Below are 17569 nucleotides of genomic sequence, written 5' to 3' on the forward strand. Positions count from 1 at the left end.
AAATATGGGTCCCAGGAATAGCTCTACTCAACATCCTGCTTCTTCTTGACGGCAAGGCCCAGTATTTTAAGTTTCCGGTGCAAGGCAGAGCGTTCCATACCAATGAAATTGGCCGTTTTGGAAATATTGCCGGAAAATCTGCGTATCTGCACCCTGAGATATTCCCGTTCAAAACTTTCGCGTGCTTCGCGCAAGGGTGAGCCCATCAAAGACGTAACACCCTGATCCAGATCATCATCATTGCCCAATATTTCGGGTGGCAGCATCGTCATTTCAATTTTGGAGAAATTATCCTTTGGTGCCAATATGATCGTCCGTTCGATTACATTGCGTAATTGGCGAACATTACCTGGCCAGTCATAGGCCTGTAATGCAGCCATGGCTTCCGTGGAAATTTCCGGAGCCTGCAAACGCTGGTCGGCCGCAAAACGAGCGGAATAATGTTCGACCAGAATGGGAATATCGTCGCGGCGCTGGTTAAGCGGCGGTAGTTCAACAGGAACAACATTAAGCCGGTAGAAAAGGTCCTCCCGAAAACGCTTGTCCTGAATTTCTTCCTCAAGATTACGCGATGTCGCGGATACGACCCGAACATCTACTTTAACCCGCTGGCTACCACCCAATCGTACAAAGCTTTGCTCGGTCAGAACGCGTAATATCTTTCCCTGCGTATCAAGCGGCATATCTGCCACCTCATCAATAAACAGCGTCCCGCCGTGCGCTTCTTCCATCAGACCGATTTTTTCGATAACGCCGCTTCTTTCTGTTCCGAAAAGCTCTTCCTCCACGCTTTCCGGGGAGAGCCGCGCCGCACTGATTGTCACAAATGGCGCTTTTGACCGCGTGCTCCAATTATGCATCATCCGGGCGGCCACTTCTTTGCCAACCCCTGCCGGGCCGGAAATCAACAAGCGGCTGCCAGTGCCGGAAACACGCTTCAATGTCGCGCGGACCGCATTGATCGATGCGCTATTGCCGGTAAGCTCATCCGCGAAACCGACCCGCGCTTTCAATATCTCGTTTTCCCGGCGCAAACTTTCCGTCTCTGTCGCCCGTGCGACAAGATGCATCAGATGCTCGGCTTCAAACGGTTTTTCGATAAAATCGACCGCACCTTGGGAAATAGCGGCAACGGCTGTATCAATATTCCCGTGGCCGGAAATAACGATGACCGGCAAATTGGGATCAATCTTCTTGATCTCGGTCAGCAGCTCCAGACCGTCAAGACGCGAACCACGGAGCCATACATCCAGCAAAACGAGAGAAGGCTTGCGCTCTTTTATCGCGGCCAGCGCAGCGTCGCTATCACCCGCCATTCTGGTTTCATAGCCATCATCTTCAAGGACACCGGAGATCAGTTCCCGAATATCCGGCTCATCATCAACAATCAGGATATCTAACGCCATTTTTCAACCTCTAGTTCGGGGGGAATTTCTCTGTTTGCGGGCGGTCTTTGTCATCCGCGCTGCGGAAACCGCCGATAACGGTTTCACTTGTGCCGGTTTCTGCATTCTGACTGGAAAAACTTTCGCCCAAGCGGTTAAGTTTGGCCGGGTTCAGGCGTATCGTGACGCATGTTCCTCCGCCATTATCTGCGGGATATGCATCGCTAAACGCGATGTCACCGAAATGTTCTTCAACAATTTTCTTAACGATCGCAAGGCCTAGGCCGGTGCCCTTGTCCCGGGTTGTCATATAAGGTTCGACTATCCGTTCGCGCTCTGCGGGCAGGCCGATGCCGTTGTCCTCCAACCGGATTTCCACTTCGTCACCAATCCGGCAAACGCGCATGCTGATTTTGCCGTCATTCATCGAGAACGCGTCATTAGCCGCAGCCTTCTGCTCGATGGCTTCAACCGCATTTTTGACAATATTGGTCAGCGCCTGTCCCAATTGGCGGCGGTCACAAACAAGGGAGATTTCCGGACCCTCCGCGTCAAATCGAAAGCTTATTTCCGGATGGGCCACTTCCTGAAGAAAAACCGCCTGTTTCGCTATATCGATAAGGTTTTCCTCGCGGAATACCGGTTTCGGCATCCGCGCAAAGGATGAAAATTCGTCAACAATATTACGCAAATCTCCGACCTGACGGATAATCGTGCCGGTTAATTGGGCGAATATCGATGCGCCTTCCTCGATATTCTTGCCAAAGCGGCGCTGTAAACGCTCTGCCGCGAGTTGAATGGGTGTGAGCGGGTTCTTGATTTCATGCGCTATCCGGCGCGCCACATCGGACCAGGCGGCGCGGCGCTGGTCCAAAAGCTGTTGGGTAATGTCTTCAAAAGTGATGACATACCCCTGTTTTCCCTTAACGATTTGCACCTCAAGCGTCCGGATTTCATTGACGGAATTAAACTGGATGATGGCATTTTCTGTGCCCTCGTCGATCAACTTGGCAAATTCCGGGGCAATATCCGATATTTTTTTATCGAGCAGAAACTCGCTTTCCTTGGCAAGCAAAGCCTGGGCATGCGAGTTGATCAGGCTGACATTTCCATCCTGATCAAGGCTGAGGATACCCGCGGTAACCGATTCCAGCACCGTTTCAATGAAGGCGCGCCGGTTGCCCAATTGCTCGTTCGCAGTCAGCAAGGCAGATGTCTGGGTTTCCAGACGCTCGGTCATGCGGTTAAACGCTCTGCCCAAAGTGCCGATCTCGTCTTTATCAAGCGATGTCGGCACACGCGTGGCAAGATCCCCTTCCGTAATCCGCTTTGCCGCATCGACCAGTTCGTTAACCGGCCTAACCAAACGGTCCGCTACCGCCAGCGCTACCCACAGCGCGATCCCCACCATGAACAAAGATACGAAAAACAGAGCAATGTTGAATTGCAATTGCAGGCTGCGGGAGCGGCTGAACAGCATATCATAGTCCGCCAGAACCGACTGGGCCCGTTCCCACTGGCTAAGCGCCAGCATATCCGAATCGCGTGCGGCATAGAGGAAAACCTGGGATTCCAGGTCGAGAGCGGTCACAGCTTCAATCTTGTTGGGCTTTGCAATCACCACATAGCCTTGCCCGCCCATGAGTTGATCCAGCACCTCTTTTGTGATTTTCGGGCCTTCGTTGATATCCGCCGGATTAACCGCAGCGGCAGTGCGCGGAACGCCGTCCTCACCAAATTGAATGATGGCGGATTCGTTCAGTTTCCTTGTAAGTACCTGGAATGAATAGTTTTCTGCAAACTCCGGATGGTCTATCCCCCTTTCGTTGAGGAAGCTTCTGAGGTCGCTCGCCATGGTGATGGTTTCCTCACCCACGTCCCGGCGGTTCTGGTCATAATATCCGCGTGCCAGATTATTAGCATTCTCCAGCATGCCTCTCGCCTGGTCAGAGAACCAGAATTCGACACCATATTGGAAAAGCAGCGAGGCAAAAATGACGACGAGCAACATCGGGATACTCGCAATCAATGAAAATAGTGCCACAAGCCGCACATGGAGCCGGCCACTGGTTGCAATGGCAGATTGCGCCGCCCTGCCCTTTGCGACACGGCGACCCAGCAATACCAGCAATGTAATCGCAGGGATAAGGTTCACCACCAGCAACGCAGCAGTTAGTGGCGGGGATATAAAGTCGGTTCGACCGGATTGGGAGCTAAGGAGAAAATAGCTACCGCTTGCAGTAGCCAAAAACAGCAAAATGGCGGCCCATTCCACCATTTTCATGGCCTTGTCATTTTCCGCGTATAAAGAGAGCCGCCGCAGCCATGCAGGTGTTCGTTTATCAGAAGAGGGCTGCACGGCGTTCATTGTGTTCTTCATACAACAGATTCGTTGTAGAGAAAGCACTTATGATACAAATATGTCACGCTTTGACGCAGCCCCCAATCGGCTTATCGTGATTGGGTCGGATCTATATCATATTCTGTCAGTTTCTTGCGAAGCGTATTGCGGTTTATACCCAGCATATTGGCAGCCTTTATCTGGTTGCCACCTGCCTTATGCAATATTTCTTCCAGCATTGGACGTTCAAACTTCTCAAGCGCCCGCGCATAAAGGGAACTGCCATTTTCCTTATCACCCAATAGACCGCCAACAATCGCCTTCACACGCGTTGAAAAGTCCATTTCCGTGCTTTGGCCAGCCTCACCTTCATGCGGTGATTGCAATATCTGGCCGATCAGCGTTTCCGAGATCACTTCTTCTCGTGAAGTCACGACAAGGCGATAGATCAGGTTTTTAAGTTCTCTGACATTCCCGCGCCACCCATGGCGGGAAAGTATATCCATACCCTCTTTCGTCAGGACTTTTTTTGGTAGTCCTTCCGATGCCGCCAGATTGAGGAAGTGGTTCGCCAATGCCGGAACATCGCTGGCCCGCTCACGCAGAGCAGGCAGTTCGATAGGAACCACGTTAATCCGGTAATAAAGGTCTTCACGAAACTTGCCTGCCTCGATCAGGCTTGCAATATCCTGATTGGTCGCAGCAACAATGCGCACATCCAGCTTGATTAGCCCCTTGCCCCCGACACGGTTAATTTCACCGGATTGTAAAGCACGCAGCAAGCGGGTCTGGGCATGCATGGGCATGTCCCCGATTTCATCCAGAAACAATGTGCCGCCCTGTGCCTGCTCAAATTTGCCGACAGCACTGCTCACCGCTCCGGTAAAGGCGCCTTTTTCATGCCCGAAAAGCTCCGCCTCGATCAGCTCGGTAGGAATTGCCGCCATATTCACTGCAATAAACGGCCCTGATTTGCGATGGCCAAGATTGTGAATAGCCTCCGCAACCAGCTCTTTCCCCGTCCCTGACTCGCCAAGGATAAGCACGGACAGGTCATTATTCAGCAACCGCGCTATCATCCGGTAAACTTCCTGCATCGCCGGACTGCGGCCGACCAGAGGAAGATTATCTTCGTTCGCGTTCTCGCTTGATAGCCCCCCGCTACGCGGCTTCATCGCCTGCTGAACGGCCTCTACAAGATCATCAAGATCAAATGGCTTGGGGAAATATTCGAATGCGCCGGTTTCTGTTGCCCGGACCGCAGTATTAAGAGTATTTTGCGCCGATATCACAATGATGGGCAATTCAGGATCACGCGCCTTGACGGCATCCAGAGTCGCAAGGCCATCTTCTTCGCCCAAACCTACATCGGTAATCAATAGGTCATATTTACCGCTCGCAAGCAGCGCATCCCGGGCGGGGACGGTCTTGCAACTATCGACGGTTATGCCCTCTGCTTTAAGGGCCGTTTGAATAATATGGCTGACAGACGGATCGTCTTCCACAAGTAAAACGGTATGCTTAGCCATGGATTATCCTTGTGCCGCTATCGGTAGATACAGAACGAATTGCGTATGCTGTTCACGAACGGGGCGTTCATATCTGATGCGCCCGTTCATATCGCCGATCAATTTGCGGACCAGCGCCAGGCCAAGCCCCTGCCCATCCGCTTTTGTCGAGACAAAGGGAGAGAATATCTCCCTTTCCAGTTCCGGAGGAACGCCCGGCCCATTATCCTTGATAATGATTTCGACCGGCAAGCGTACCATCTGATTGGAGCCATTAACCGATAGGGATGCGCCGAAACTGTATCGCGTGATAACCTGAATATCGGGGTGCTCCAGATTTTTGGTAGCATCAACAGCGTTGGACAGCAGATTGGTCAAAACCTGCATCATCGCATCAGGGTCAACCAGAACGTCGGGAAGCGAAGGATCAAACTGGTCCCGGATTTTCAGCGCGCCATGATGCGCCGCCTCTATTGATCGTCTTGCGCGGTCAATTAACGAATGGACATTCACCGGCTCAACCTTGGCCGGCTGCGTAGTTGAAAGGCTTTGCATCTGGTCGAGCAATTTGGCGATCCGCTCAACCTCTCCCTTTATCATCTGGGTCAACGGCTTTTGATCCTCGTCCAGAGAGCGCTCAAGAAGCTGTGCCGCGCCTTTTATGGCCGCGAGCGGGTTTTTTATTTCATGACCCAATATGTCCGGTGCGCGGATCGAAAACTGGTCCTGATCCCCCTGCCCTTGATCAATAACAGATCCATCCGATGGTAACGGCGCAATCGAGACGATCCGCCAGCGCGGATCAGCCGGTAAGGGATGAATATCGAAATTGACCAGCCCCGCTGGTCCGTCCCTCAAGAAAACCGGTGTCCAGCGCGCTGCAACATTGGCCTCTGTATCGGTAAGAGCTTTTTCCAGACGATCATCAGCAAACTGGATTTGACTGGTAATATGAGTTCCGATGAGATGCTTTGCGCTTTGCCCTAGAAAATTCTCGGCAACCGGGTTCACTTTTATGATTTCGTGATTTTCATCTATAATCAACAAGACATCCGGCAGGCCCGTAAATATCTGCTCTGCTGACGGTAATCCGTTCATCAAGCCGCCGCTTTATCAAGCCAGGGCGCATAAAAATCCTGCAACATCGCAAGGACTTTCGACGCATCCATTTCCTTGTTAGCCTGATTACGGAAATCGGCTGATCCGGGCAGGCCCTTTGTGTACCAGCCAATATGCTTGCGGGCGACCTTTACGCCAATATCTTCACCATATAGGTCCAGCATGGCGCGATAATGTTCTTCCAGAACCGCATATTGGGTCTGCAAATCAGGGTCGGGCAGCAAAGTGCCATGTTCGAACCAGTGCATGACTTGCCCCAGCAGCCATGGTTTACCATAAGCACCGCGCCCAATCATCAGGCCATCGGCGCCGCTTTCTTCCAAAGCCCGCTCACAGTCGTCGATGGTGCAAATATCGCCATTGACGATAACCGGAACCGAAACGGCATCCTTGACCTTTTTCACGAAGGTCCAATCGGCACTGCCCTTATACATCTGGCACCGCGTCCGGCCATGAACCGTAATCATTTTCGCGCCAAGATCTTCTGCAATATGCGCCAGTTCCGGTGCATTGAGGCTATTATGATCCCAGCCCATACGCATTTTCACGGTCACCGGAACATTCACGGCTTCCACTGTCGCTTTGATAAGCGCCGCAGCAAGCGGCAAATCACGCATCAGGGCAGAGCCTGCATCACCGTTCACGACTTTTTTAACCGGGCAGCCCATGTTGATATCAATAATCTGTGCGCCGCGATCTTCATTGAGCCTTGCCGCTTCGGACATGGCGTCCGGACAGCATCCTGCGAGCTGCATCGAAACCGGTTCCTCAATCGGATCCCACGCACATTTTTGCAGCGATTGACGGGTTTCGCGGATCATTGCCTGGCTGGCAATCATCTCCGTCACGTTCAAGCCTGAACCAAAACGACGCACCAGCTTGCGAAAAGGCAAGTCGGTGACACCCGTCATCGGCGCCAGCAACACCGGGCTGTTGATCGTGATCTTGTCAATCGAGATGGGTTTCAATGTCATTCTATATGCCTAAAATTTAAGCAGCCTTTATCGTCAAAGCGACTGGCAGGCAAGCATGGACTGGGCTAGATCATCGGCAATGAATGATTCTGATCCACCTAATCCGGTAAATCATGCCCTGATTGTCGCCGCTGGTCAGGGCGAAAGGTCAGGACAGGTGCAGCCAAAGCAATATGCCTTGGTCAAGGGGCAACCTATGGTGCGCCATAGTGCCGCCAGTTTCCTTAGCCATCCGGATATCGCGAAAACATGGATTGTGATCGGCCACGGCCAGGAACAGCAACTGGATCAGGCTCTCGCTGGCTTAACCGGCTATGAAGTCGTGATAGGCGGATCGACGCGGCGCGATAGTGTCAGAAACGGTTTAGCCGCCATCTCGGCCGCAGGCGGTGCAAAAAATGTCCTGATCCATGATGCTGCCCGGCCATTTTTATCGCATGATATGATTGACAAGCTCGTCGCAACCCTCGCGAAGGACGCCGCGGCAATCCCGGTGCTGCCGACAATTGATACGACAATCACTGTCGCGGATGGATATGCGGATAGCACAGTGGATCGCAGCACTCTTTGGCGTGTGCAAACTCCGCAAGTCTTTGATTTTAAAAAGCTGATCCTCGCCCATAAGCAGTGGCCTTCTGATAAAGACGCGAGCGATGATGCCCAGGTTTTCAAGGCTGCCGGGCACCGGATTGCGGTTGTCACAGGTGATGAATCCTTGAAAAAATACACTTTAGCAGCGGATTTTGCTGAACCATCGGGAAAAGAAATGAAACAGATTCGCACCGGTATGGGTTTTGATGTGCATCAGTTTGCTGATGGCGAAGAGCTTTGGCTCGGCGGGCTGAAAATAGACCATGATAAAGGACTTGCCGGGCATAGTGATGCCGATGTTCTGCTCCATGCCTTGACCGATGCCTTGCTCGGTGCGGCTGGTGCGGGCGATATTGGCGATCATTTCCCGCCATCGGACCCGCAATGGCGGGGGGCGTCATCCGAAAAATTCGTGGAATTTGCGGCTTCGATCATCAAACAGAAAGGTGGTCACATTCATAATGTCGATATGACCGTGATCTGCGAGGCTCCGAAAATCAAACCGCATCGTGAAGCCATAAGGCAGAATATTGGCAAAATGCTGGACGTTTCTGTGGATCGGGTCAATATCAAGGCCACGACTACGGAGCGTTTGGGTTTTACTGGCCGGGGCGAAGGCATTGCCGCCCAGGCAATTGCAACAATTTCGATGGAGTAACTATCTTGTTGAAAAAAATATCGGCCGCTGCCGCCATGATCGGTCTATTGAGTGCAACATCCCTACAGGCTGCAGAAACGCAGCAATGTATTCCGCCCGAAACGGCAGAATCGCTCCTTACCTATGTACTGCCCGGCGCTTTGGGGGCACTCAGAACGAAATGCACGTCAAGCCTGCCGGCGAATGCGCCCCTGCTACAGACTGATTCGCCGCAGGTTCAAAAATATGAGGCTGCTTCAGCCGCAGCATGGCCAAAGGCGGCGCCCGCTATCCGGATACTGGCTGGTCAGAATTTTCCGGCTGACATAGAACTGGATGCGTTTAGGCCGTTAATTGACGCAATGGTCCCGGCCATGCTGGTTCAAGAGCTAAAGACCGAAGACTGCCCTACGATCAACAAAGTCTATAGCTTGCTGGAACCCGTGCCTGCGGCAAATTTGGCTACGTTGACCGTAATGCTGGCACAACTGGGCAGCAACGAGACAAAAGAAAACGAGAAAGATCCTTTCAACATTTGCAAAGCTCCGACGGAATCGGGTAGCTAGGCGACATGTACAATTTATTGCCAGATGAACTCGTCGAATTGGCGAAAAAAGTCATTGATGAAAATCGCAAAGCCGGTCGCAGATTAGCCGTTGCAGAAAGCTGCACTGGCGGTCTGGTTGCAGGTGCATTGACTGAAATTCCGGGCAGCAGCGACGTTTTCGAATGTGGATTCAGCACCTATTCCAATGTCGCAAAACATAAAGTGCTCGATGTCAGCGAGGATATGCTGGAAACATTCGGCGCAGTTTCCATTGCTGTGGCATGGAGCATGGCACAAGGGGCGTTGGAAAAATCGGGCTGTGACGTTGCTGTTGCGATTACCGGCGTAGCTGGTCCCGGAGGCGGCACTGAGCAAAAACCTGTGGGAACGGTCGTTTTTGCGAAAGCCGAAAAGGGAAAAAGCACGGATGATGTTGTGGCCGACAGCTATAGTTTCGGTGCCGACAAAAGCCGGGCAGAGATCAGGCTTCAGGCGGCGCTAGTCGCGCTAGAGCTATTGCTTCCCGATACATCGGAATAATTATTGCCATAAATATCATGGGCGCGATCGATAAAGGCGCTCGTCATTTTATGCAGAGCTTTGGCGAACATCTGCCCCGCCAGCTTTTCGAACACACGGTTCTTGAACGTAAACTCGACATAGAAATCAACATAGCTGCCGCCGCTCTCCCGATCCCGAAACACCCATTCGTTATGAAGCTGTTTCAACGGACCATCCAGATAATCGACTTGTATCGTCTTGTTTGCCGGATCTTTAATGACGCGCGAAGTGAATTGTTCACGCAGCCCCTTAAACCCGACAATCATATCGGCCACCATCTCGACATCACTATTGGAGCGGATTCGCGTTCCCACCACCCACGGTAGAAACTCCTCATAACGTCCAACATCAGCCACAAGCGCATACATTTGATCCGCGCTATGAGATAGTTCGCGGGTCTCCCTATGCGCCGGCACGTGCTAGCTTTTCTTCCCGGGCGCGGCGCATTTTGGCGAAGTCATCCCCTGCATGATAGCTGGACCGTGTCAGCGGGCTGGACGCAACCAGCAAAAAGCCTTTGGCCCGTGCAATGGACGCATATGCATCAAAAGCCTGGGGCTTAACAAATTCGTCCACTTTCACATGCTTGGGTGTCGGCTGCAGATATTGGCCCATGGTCAGGAAGTCGATATCGGCGGAACGCATATCGTCCATCACCTGATGCACCTCAAGCCGCTGTTCACCAAGGCCCAGCATGATGCCGGACTTTGTGAATATCGACGGGTCTAGCCGCTTCACCTGTTCCAGCAAACGCAGCGAAGCATAGTAACGCGCACCGGGCCGTATATTGGGATAGAGCCGCGGAACGGTTTCCAGATTATGGTTATAAACATCGGGCCGCGCGGCGACGATTGCCTCTACCGCCGCATCCGCCTTGTTACGGAAATCGGGGGTGAGGATTTCAATCGTGGTATTTGGCGTTGTCCGGCGCAAAGCCTCGATAACTTTTACAAACTGACTGGCCCCGCCATCAGGCAAATCGTCACGGTCCACCGACGTAATTACGATATGTTCCAGACCCAATTTGGCAGCGGCATCGGCGGTATGTTGCGGCTCCAGCGGGTCAACCGGCATGGGCATACCCGTTTTTACGTTACAAAAAGCACAGGCCCGTGTGCACACATCGCCCAAAATCATGACGGTCGCATGCTTTTTGGTCCAGCATTCGCCAATATTCGGACAGGCTGCTTCTTCGCACACTGTATTCAGCTTATGTTCCCGCATCAATTTGCGGGTTTCTTCAAAGCCCTTACCCATAGGAGCTTTGACGCGAATCCAGTCTGGTTTACGTTGACGGACGGGTTTTCCGGAAGGCGAAGGAATTTTGGTTATTTCGTTCATTGCTACCAGATAGGATATGAAATCGACTCTTGCCACCCTTTAAGTCGGTGCTATTGGGAAAATATGACAAATTTTTCAGACCTACTCAAAGGCTATCGCCGTTTCCGCTCCGAACATTGGGAAATTGAGAAAGAGCGTTGGAAAGAGTTAAAAGAAGGCCAGAACCCTAGGGTAATGATAATTGCCTGTAGCGACAGCCGCGTTGATCCGACTCGAATTTTTGACACCAATCCCGGCGAGACATTTGTGGTTCGCAATGTCGCCGCATTGGTGCCCCCGTTTGAAACGACTCCCGGTCAGCACGGTGTATCTTCTGCACTGGAATTTGCGGTTCAGGTGCTGCATGTCGATGAAATTGTCGTCATGGGACATGGTAGCTGTGGTGGCTGCGCTGCGGCTCTTTCCGAAGGCATGAAAGGCATGCCGCCCGGAAAAGGCGGGTTTATCGCAGAGTGGATCACCATGCTTGATGATGCACGGGCAAAGGTCGCCGCCCATCACAGCGATTTGACCAGCCCTGCCGCGCAGCTGGAAATGGAACATGAAGGGGTCAGAACCAGTCTGGCCAATTTGCGGACCTTCCCCTGTATTCAAGAGAAAGAGGCCAATAAATCGCTCAAACTGATCGGAGCGTGGTTCGCCATTGCAGAGGGACAACTGCATGTGCTGGATGATGAAACCGACAGTTTCCGCGTGATAGACGAAACCGCCTGACGAAACAGATTTTCTGCTTGAACCCGTCAGTCCCTGGGTACATCACCGGGACATGACCAAGACACATAATGACAATATCGCCCTTTTGATTGATGCCGACAATGCCAGCCATGTCGGGATTGACCCGGTTTTAACGGCGCTGGCCGAGCTTGGAACAGTCAATATCCGCCGCGCTTACGGCAACTGGCGCAAGCAATCGCTTAAAGGATGGGTCGATATTCTGCACAAATATGGCATCGAGCCACAGCAGCAATTTGACATTACCAAAGGCAAAAATGCCACCGATATGAAGATGACCATTGACGGTATGGACTTGCTGTTTCGTGGCAATATTACCGGATTTGGCATCATGTCGAGCGATAGCGATTTCATGCCATTGGCGATGCGAATCCGGCAAGAGGGTATTCCGGTCTATGGTTTCGGTAGCACCAAAACCCCGGAAGGATTCAGACAGGCCTGCAGCCGGTTTATCGACGTGGACGCGCTCATCAAATCCGACAGACGGGATCGGGGTAGTAGTAAACCCGGTGTCCAAACAGGCGCGGGCTCCAGTGATCGCAGCGCTTCTAGCACTGATAAAAACGGCACCGGACCGGTCGAGGAAGAACTTCTCAAGCTATTAATAGATGCCTATCAAGCCAGCAAGCGCGACACAGAAGGCTACGCCAGCCTGTCGGAAGTCGGCAAGATCGCAGGTAACCGCTCCAGCTTTGATGTCCGTAACTATGGCTTTTCGCGCCTGTCCGATATGTTCGAAGTGGTTCCGAACTTTCAGACGAAACGTGATGATAAAGGCCAATTATATGTGAAGCGGTTACGGTGATTTTTTAGGCCATTACTGCTCACAATGCAGAACTATCCCCTTAGACAAAGAAAATTCCGTTAGCTCTGAGCCCGGCGAAGGGCTCAGGACTAACGGAAAAGTCATACAGGAATAAAGGGCAACCGCACCTACTCTATAAAATCAGCGCGTCAGCTTCTTATAAGCAACGCGTGTTGGCCGATCCGCCGCATCACCCAGCCTGCGGCGCTTGTCTTCTTCATAGGCTTCAAAGTTACCTTCAAACCATTCGACATGGCTATCGCCTTCAAACGCGAGAATATGCGTTGCAAGCCGATCGAGGAAGAAGCGGTCATGCGAGATAACCACGGCGCAACCCGCAAAACTTTCGAGGGCGTCTTCCAGCGCACGTAGCGTTTCAACGTCAAGGTCGTTGGTTGGTTCGTCAAGCAGCAATACGTTGCCGCCTTCTTTGAGCATCTTCGCCATGTGGACACGGTTGCGTTCACCGCCGGATAGCTGACCCACTTTCTTTTGCTGGTCCGTGCCCTTGAAGTTAAACGCACCGACATAGGCCCGTGTCTGCACTTCATTTTTCCCGAAGGTGAAGAAGTCGTGGCCACCGGAAATTTCTTCCCAGATATTTTTGGAAGCGTCCAGCGTGTCACGGCTTTGATCGACATAGCCCAGCTGCACAGTCTCACCCAGTTCAAGCGAACCGCTGTCCGGTGTTTCCTGACCAGTGATGATCCTGAAAAGCGTGGTTTTACCCGCGCCGTTGGGGCCGATAATGCCGACGATACCGCCGGGCGGGAGCGAGAAATCAAGATTTTCGAACAATAGCTTGTCGCCATAAGCCTTGGTCAGTCCCTTGGCCTCGATGACTTTGGAGCCGAGCCGTTCGGGTGTCTGGATCAGGATCTGAGCCTTGCCCATTTGCCGTGTCTCCTGAGCGGCCACCAGGTCGTCAAAGGATTTGATACGGGCCTTGGACTTGGTCTGGCGCGCCTTTGGCGATTGCCGCATCCATTGCAGTTCGTTCTCGATCGCTTTCTGGCGGCTCTTATCTTCGCGCTCTTCCTGCGCCATCCGCTTGGCCTTGGCGTCGAGCCAGTTGGAATAATTTCCTTCAAACGGGATACCGCGGCCACGATCGATTTCCAGCACCCAGTTCACGACATTGTCGAGGAAGTAACGGTCATGGGTGACGAGAATGACGTTACCGGCATAATCAATCAGATGTTTTTCAAGCCACGCGACGCTTTCCGCATCAAGGTGGTTGGTCGGTTCGTCAAGCATCAGGATTTCCGGCTTGTCGAGTAGCAAGCGGCACAGGGCCACGCGGCGTTTTTCACCGCCGGACAAATCCGTCACAGCGCTGTCACCGGGAGGGCAACGGAGTGCTTCCATTGCGATTTCCAGCTGGTTATCCAGCGTCCAGCCATCAACCGCGTCAATTTTTTCCTGCAATGTGCCCATTTCTTCCATCAGGGCATCAAAGTCGACATCTTCTGGCGGGTCGCCCATGATGGTCGAAATTTCGTTAAACCGGTCAACCAGATCCGCCACTGGACGCACGCCGTCCATGACGTTTTCCTTGACCGTCTTTGTCTCATCCAATTCGGGTTCCTGTGCGAGATAGCCTACGCGAATCCCTTCACCTGCCCAGGCTTCACCCTGAAACTCGTCATCCTGCCCTGCCATGATTTTCATCAACGTGGACTTACCCGCGCCGTTTTTACCAATGATGGCAATTTTGGTGCCGGGTAAAAATTGCAAATGGATATTATCGAGCACCGGCTTTGCAGCGCCGGGGAAGGTTTTGGTCAAACCTTTCATGACATAACTATATTGGACGGCCATTTTGCTACTTTCTTATATTACAATCCGCTAGTTCCAAGGCTGTCGAAAGGCGCTTATCGGGAAGCGTGCTCCGACAATCTCAGCATTCACGGGATATGTGGCTTGTTTGATGGCTATGTAGCTATTCCGCCCTCCTCTCGCAAGAGAGCATTGGCAAACTATAAAAGGCAGGTTAATCAGGTGGGTATGAAAAAAGCATCTTCACTGTTCACCGCTATGGGCACCGCGGCATCCGCGCTGATCCTTTCCTCAACAGCTTACGCAGCATCGCATGACCCGGCGATTATTCAGGCCAACGCGCTTAAAGATACGCTTGCCTATGAAATTACCGAAGGGCTCACAACAGAGGTTGGCCCCCGGCAAGCCGGAACAGAGGCGGAAGCACGAGCGCGGGACTGGTCAGTGAAAAAGCTGAAATCCCTGGGGTTCCAGAATGTCCGCAACGAACCTTTCATGATGCCCACATGGGTTCGCGGTGAGGAAACAGCGGAAGTGACAGCCCCCTTCCCCCAAAAGCTCCATATAGCGGCTTTGGGTAACAGCCCAAGTACCGGCGAAGCGGGAATAGAAGCCGAGGTTGTTTATTTTGATTCTCTGGCCGCGATGCAGGCTGTACCGGATGGTAGCCTTGCAGGGAAAATTGCTTTTGTAACCCACAATATGCACCGCGCACAGGACGGTTCAGGCTATGGCACTTATGGGCCCGTACGCTGGACAGGCCCGGCCATCGCTTCGCAAAAGGGTGCTTTGGCCTATGTGATAAAATCCATCGGGACCGATTATCACCGCAACCCGCACACGGGTAACACCAACTTTCCCGAAGGCGTAAAGCCTATACCATCAGGTGCATTATCGCTGCCCGATGCCGATAATCTGGAGCGGATGATAAAAATCGCCCAAAAAACCAGCAGAGCTGTCAAAATGAAACTGGTCCTCACACCGCAGAATATCGGCGAGCAGGAATCGGGCAATGTCATTGCAGAGGTTACGGGCAGTGACCCGTCAAAGGGGATGATACTGATCGCCTGTCACCTTGATAGCTGGGACTTGGCAACGGGTGCCTTTGACGACGCGGCAGGGTGCGGTATCGTGACCGCCGCAGCCAAACAGATCATGGATCAGGGCAAACCACTTCGCACGATCCGCATATTATGGGCGGGCGCGGAAGAAGTCGGCCTGTGGGGCGGCAAAGCCTATGCAAAGGCCCATACAGGCAGCAATCATGCCATTGCCATGGAATCCGATTTTGGCGCCGATAAAGTCTGGCGCGTGCAGTTTCATTTGCCCGAACAGGCCAAAGCCGTGAAAGAGCAGATCGCACAGGCCCTGATGCCATTGGGAATTGGTGCAAATGGCCCCAAGGCTTCGGGCGGAGCCGATGTCAGCGACATTATCGACAGCAACAATCTTGCCATCATAGATCTTCAGCAGGACGGCACGCGCTATTTCGACTTGCACCACACGCCGGATGATACTCTGGACAAAATCGACCCCAAGCAGGTGCAGCAAAATGTCGCGGCGTGGAGCACTGTCCTGTCCATCATCGCGAATAGCGACGTCGATTTCACTATGCCTGCAAAGGAATAGCTCATGCGCGCGCTTATTCCTTTCCTTGGCTTGTTAGCCCTTGCTGCTTGCTCTGACGGCTCGCCCGAAAACCAGGAGGAAGGGTCGGCAGTCGCCATCGAAAAGCAGATTGAAGGCGATGCCAAATCATTGGAGGCAGCGGCTGATGAAGCCGTGAATGTCCTGAAATCCAAAGAAGAGGAGGAGTTGCAAAATGAGGGCATCTTGCCCCTTGCTACAGTTCCTCAGGCAACGGAAGATCAGGAACAGGACGGCCAGCCCTAGATCATTATCCTTAAAATCCGCCGGACTTGATTAACTTTGTTCCGATAGTTTGCTTTAGTCCGCATCCCATATTTCTTGACCGTCGGCCAATGTGCCGTTGCCAATGGCAAGCCTTCTGGCTCTTGCCCTGACCGGAGAACGAGATATGATCTATGGAGATTCACTACATATTGACGCACAGGTCCAACAGAGCAATTCCACCTATCCTTGCGTTGTAGAAACCATATCTGACACAATCATCAAAATTGAGTGTGCAGCCCAGCTTGATCCCGAAATCACCCTGTCTCTCATGATACCAGGCATGAACACCATGACCGCTAATCTTCTGTGGAAGAAGAAGGACGAATACGGGTGTCAGATCGACTATATTTTCCATCCCGCAGTGATTAAAAGCGTGATGGATCGCCTGGACCGGAAGCGGGTTCTAGCTATGGCCTGATAAGTCATGCGGGATTGACTTTCCCGCCCTGCCACCCTGTATGATATGCCTCGCTTTATACGGTGATATATATTGCATTTTCAGGCGGCACAAAGGGAGGCTTCATGCTCTGGACGAGACGAACGATCATTGCAGCCGCTTCCTGCTCGCTCCTGACTCTGACGGTAACCCTCTCCGGTTGTGGAAAGCCCGCTCCCCCAGATAATCACAAAGTCACAATATTCGCAGCCGCCAGCCTGAAAAACGCACTCGATGCAGCTACGGGTGCCTGGGCGCAAGAGAGCGGCCACAATGTTACAATCTCTTATGCCGGAAGCGCGACACTGGCGAAGCAGATTGAACAGGGCGCACCGGCTGATATGTTCATCTCTGCCAACGCAAAATGGATGGATTATCTTGCAGAACGCAGCCTGATAGATGAAACGTCGCGCTCAAACCTGCTAGGCAACCGTCTAGTCCTCATCGCACCGAAAGGCAGCGATGTGTCTGTAAAGATCGAGTCCGGCCTTGATCTGGCCGGTGCGCTTGATGGCGGCAAGCTCGCCATGGCGAATAGCGAGGCTGTGCCTGCCGGGATTTATGGCAAAGAAGCGCTTGGGTCGCTCCATGTCTGGAACATGGTGCAGGATCATATTGCACAGGCGCAGGACGTGCGCGCAGCTCTGGCTCTGGTATCGCGCGGAGAGGCTCCGCTTGGCATTGTTTACCAGACCGATGCATCGGCTGATCCCGATGTCAGGGTCGTTGATATATTCCCGGACGATACGCATGAAGCGATTGCTTATCCGATAGCCTTGCTGACGGCTTCCAAGGATCAAGCCGCGCAAGAGTTACTCGGTTTCCTGACATCCAAAGCAGCCGCACACTATTTTGAAGAACAGGGTTTCACCATGCTGAACCAAAAGGATTGAGGCGGA

Annotated in this window: 17 protein-coding genes; 9 read left to right on the plus strand and 8 right to left on the minus strand. The window is 52.6% G+C overall.

The features are described from left to right. Positions 1-23: 23 nt before the first annotated feature. The 5 genes from VIN76_RS13580 to dusB form a co-directional block, all read right to left on the minus strand. Positions 24-1406: a sigma-54 dependent transcriptional regulator gene (locus VIN76_RS13580; RefSeq protein WP_332042404.1), complete on the minus strand. Its 1383-nt coding sequence runs from the start codon at positions 1404-1406 to the stop codon at positions 24-26. A gap of 10 nt (positions 1407-1416) precedes the next feature. Further along, entirely contained in the window at positions 1417-3765 is a 2349-nt protein-coding gene (locus VIN76_RS13585) for a sensor histidine kinase (RefSeq protein ID WP_414696369.1), read from the minus strand. A gap of 71 nt (positions 3766-3836) precedes the next feature. Then, positions 3837-5255 carry a nitrogen regulation protein NR(I) gene (ntrC, locus tag VIN76_RS13590; protein ID WP_332042405.1) on the minus strand — a complete coding sequence of 473 codons (1419 nt, stop codon included), beginning with the start codon at positions 5253-5255 and terminating at the stop codon, positions 3837-3839. Between the two features lie 3 nt (positions 5256-5258). Next, positions 5259-6332 carry a two-component system sensor histidine kinase NtrB gene (locus VIN76_RS13595; protein ID WP_332042406.1) on the minus strand — a complete coding sequence of 358 codons (1074 nt, stop codon included), beginning with the start codon at positions 6330-6332 and terminating at the stop codon, positions 5259-5261. Next, on the minus strand, positions 6332-7327 hold the full coding sequence (gene dusB / locus VIN76_RS13600; RefSeq protein WP_332042407.1) for a tRNA dihydrouridine synthase DusB: 996 nt from the start codon (positions 7325-7327) through the stop codon (positions 6332-6334). The genes VIN76_RS13595 and dusB overlap by 1 nt, the downstream gene beginning before the upstream one ends. Before the next feature lie 79 nt (positions 7328-7406). Here dusB and VIN76_RS13605 point away from each other — a divergent pair, with 79 nt between their 5' ends. From VIN76_RS13605 to VIN76_RS13615, 3 genes are read left to right on the plus strand one after another with little or no spacing between them, the layout of a single operon-like run. Beyond that, entirely contained in the window at positions 7407-8576 is a 1170-nt protein-coding gene (locus VIN76_RS13605; protein ID WP_332042408.1) for a bifunctional 2-C-methyl-D-erythritol 4-phosphate cytidylyltransferase/2-C-methyl-D-erythritol 2,4-cyclodiphosphate synthase, read from the plus strand. 8 nt (positions 8577-8584) lie between these two features. Next, on the plus strand, positions 8585-9121 hold the full coding sequence (locus VIN76_RS13610; RefSeq protein WP_332042409.1) for a hypothetical protein: 537 nt from the start codon (positions 8585-8587) through the stop codon (positions 9119-9121). A 5-nt stretch (positions 9122-9126) separates the two neighbouring features. Beyond that, positions 9127-9642, plus strand: a complete 516-nt coding sequence (locus tag VIN76_RS13615; RefSeq protein ID WP_332042410.1) for a CinA family protein — start codon at positions 9127-9129, stop codon at positions 9640-9642. On the opposite strand, the gene VIN76_RS13620 is transcribed toward VIN76_RS13615, so the two are convergent. Together VIN76_RS13620 and lipA are read right to left on the minus strand one after the other, a co-directional pair. Beyond that, the gene (locus VIN76_RS13620; RefSeq protein ID WP_332042411.1) at positions 9591-10079 is read right to left on the minus strand and encodes a type II toxin-antitoxin system RatA family toxin; all 489 of its coding nucleotides are present in this window, start codon (positions 10077-10079) and stop codon (positions 9591-9593) included. The two genes, VIN76_RS13615 and VIN76_RS13620, sit on opposite strands and share 52 nt — an antisense overlap. Then, positions 10066-11004, minus strand: a complete 939-nt coding sequence (lipA, locus tag VIN76_RS13625; RefSeq protein WP_332042412.1) for a lipoyl synthase — start codon at positions 11002-11004, stop codon at positions 10066-10068. Before lipA ends, VIN76_RS13620 begins: the two co-directional genes overlap by 14 nt. A 63-nt stretch (positions 11005-11067) precedes the next feature. Here lipA and VIN76_RS13630 point away from each other — a divergent pair, with 63 nt between their 5' ends. Both VIN76_RS13630 and VIN76_RS13635 read left to right on the plus strand, forming a co-directional pair. Beyond that, positions 11068-11718, plus strand: coding sequence for a carbonic anhydrase (locus VIN76_RS13630; RefSeq protein WP_332042413.1), 651 nt, complete (start codon positions 11068-11070; stop codon positions 11716-11718). A 52-nt stretch (positions 11719-11770) separates the two neighbouring features. After that, positions 11771-12541, plus strand: coding sequence for an NYN domain-containing protein (locus VIN76_RS13635; RefSeq protein ID WP_332042414.1), 771 nt, complete (start codon positions 11771-11773; stop codon positions 12539-12541). A gap of 141 nt (positions 12542-12682) precedes the next feature. On the opposite strand, the gene ettA is transcribed toward VIN76_RS13635, so the two are convergent. Then, positions 12683-14362, minus strand: a complete 1680-nt coding sequence (gene ettA / locus VIN76_RS13640) for an energy-dependent translational throttle protein EttA (protein ID WP_332042415.1) — start codon at positions 14360-14362, stop codon at positions 12683-12685. A 186-nt stretch (positions 14363-14548) separates the two neighbouring features. Between ettA and VIN76_RS13645 the strand changes: the two genes are divergently transcribed. The 4 genes from VIN76_RS13645 to modA all read left to right on the plus strand — a co-directional run bounded on the left by VIN76_RS13645 (position 14549) and on the right by modA (position 17563). Next, positions 14549-15949 (plus strand): M28 family peptidase, encoded by a 1401-nt coding sequence (locus tag VIN76_RS13645; RefSeq protein WP_332042470.1) that lies wholly within the window; start codon positions 14549-14551, stop codon positions 15947-15949. A gap of 3 nt (positions 15950-15952) precedes the next feature. Continuing rightward, positions 15953-16213, plus strand: coding sequence for a hypothetical protein (locus VIN76_RS13650; protein ID WP_332042416.1), 261 nt, complete (start codon positions 15953-15955; stop codon positions 16211-16213). 103 nt (positions 16214-16316) lie between these two features. Then, entirely contained in the window at positions 16317-16652 is a 336-nt protein-coding gene (locus VIN76_RS13655) for a hypothetical protein (RefSeq protein ID WP_332042417.1), read from the plus strand. Between the two features lie 104 nt (positions 16653-16756). After that, positions 16757-17563, plus strand: coding sequence for a molybdate ABC transporter substrate-binding protein (modA, locus tag VIN76_RS13660; protein ID WP_332042418.1), 807 nt, complete (start codon positions 16757-16759; stop codon positions 17561-17563). Positions 17564-17569: the final 6 nt, after the last annotated feature.

Source organism: Parasphingorhabdus sp. (assembly GCF_036568145.1).
Classification (GTDB): Bacteria; Pseudomonadota; Alphaproteobacteria; order Sphingomonadales; family Sphingomonadaceae; genus Parasphingorhabdus.

Coding starts and splice junctions, on each gene's coding strand:
- VIN76_RS13605 (WP_332042408.1), top strand. CDS start 7,407: ATGAATGATTCTGATCCACCTAATCCGGTAAATCATGCCCTGATTGTC.
- VIN76_RS13585 (WP_414696369.1), bottom strand. CDS start 3,765: ATGAAGAACACAATGAACGCCGTGCAGCCCTCTTCTGATAAACGAACA.
- dusB (WP_332042407.1), bottom strand. CDS start 7,327: ATGACATTGAAACCCATCTCGATTGACAAGATCACGATCAACAGCCCG.
- VIN76_RS13630 (WP_332042413.1), top strand. CDS start 11,068: ATGACAAATTTTTCAGACCTACTCAAAGGCTATCGCCGTTTCCGCTCC.
- ettA (WP_332042415.1), bottom strand. CDS start 14,362: ATGGCCGTCCAATATAGTTATGTCATGAAAGGTTTGACCAAAACCTTC.
- VIN76_RS13645 (WP_332042470.1), top strand. CDS start 14,549: ATGAAAAAAGCATCTTCACTGTTCACCGCTATGGGCACCGCGGCATCC.
- lipA (WP_332042412.1), bottom strand. CDS start 11,004: ATGAACGAAATAACCAAAATTCCTTCGCCTTCCGGAAAACCCGTCCGT.
- VIN76_RS13595 (WP_332042406.1), bottom strand. CDS start 6,332: ATGAACGGATTACCGTCAGCAGAGCAGATATTTACGGGCCTGCCGGAT.
- VIN76_RS13650 (WP_332042416.1), top strand. CDS start 15,953: ATGCGCGCGCTTATTCCTTTCCTTGGCTTGTTAGCCCTTGCTGCTTGC.
- ntrC (WP_332042405.1), bottom strand. CDS start 5,255: ATGGCTAAGCATACCGTTTTACTTGTGGAAGACGATCCGTCTGTCAGC.
- modA (WP_332042418.1), top strand. CDS start 16,757: ATGCTCTGGACGAGACGAACGATCATTGCAGCCGCTTCCTGCTCGCTC.
- VIN76_RS13580 (WP_332042404.1), bottom strand. CDS start 1,406: ATGGCGTTAGATATCCTGATTGTTGATGATGAGCCGGATATTCGGGAA.
- VIN76_RS13655 (WP_332042417.1), top strand. CDS start 16,317: ATGGCAAGCCTTCTGGCTCTTGCCCTGACCGGAGAACGAGATATGATC.
- VIN76_RS13635 (WP_332042414.1), top strand. CDS start 11,771: ATGACCAAGACACATAATGACAATATCGCCCTTTTGATTGATGCCGAC.
- VIN76_RS13615 (WP_332042410.1), top strand. CDS start 9,127: ATGTACAATTTATTGCCAGATGAACTCGTCGAATTGGCGAAAAAAGTC.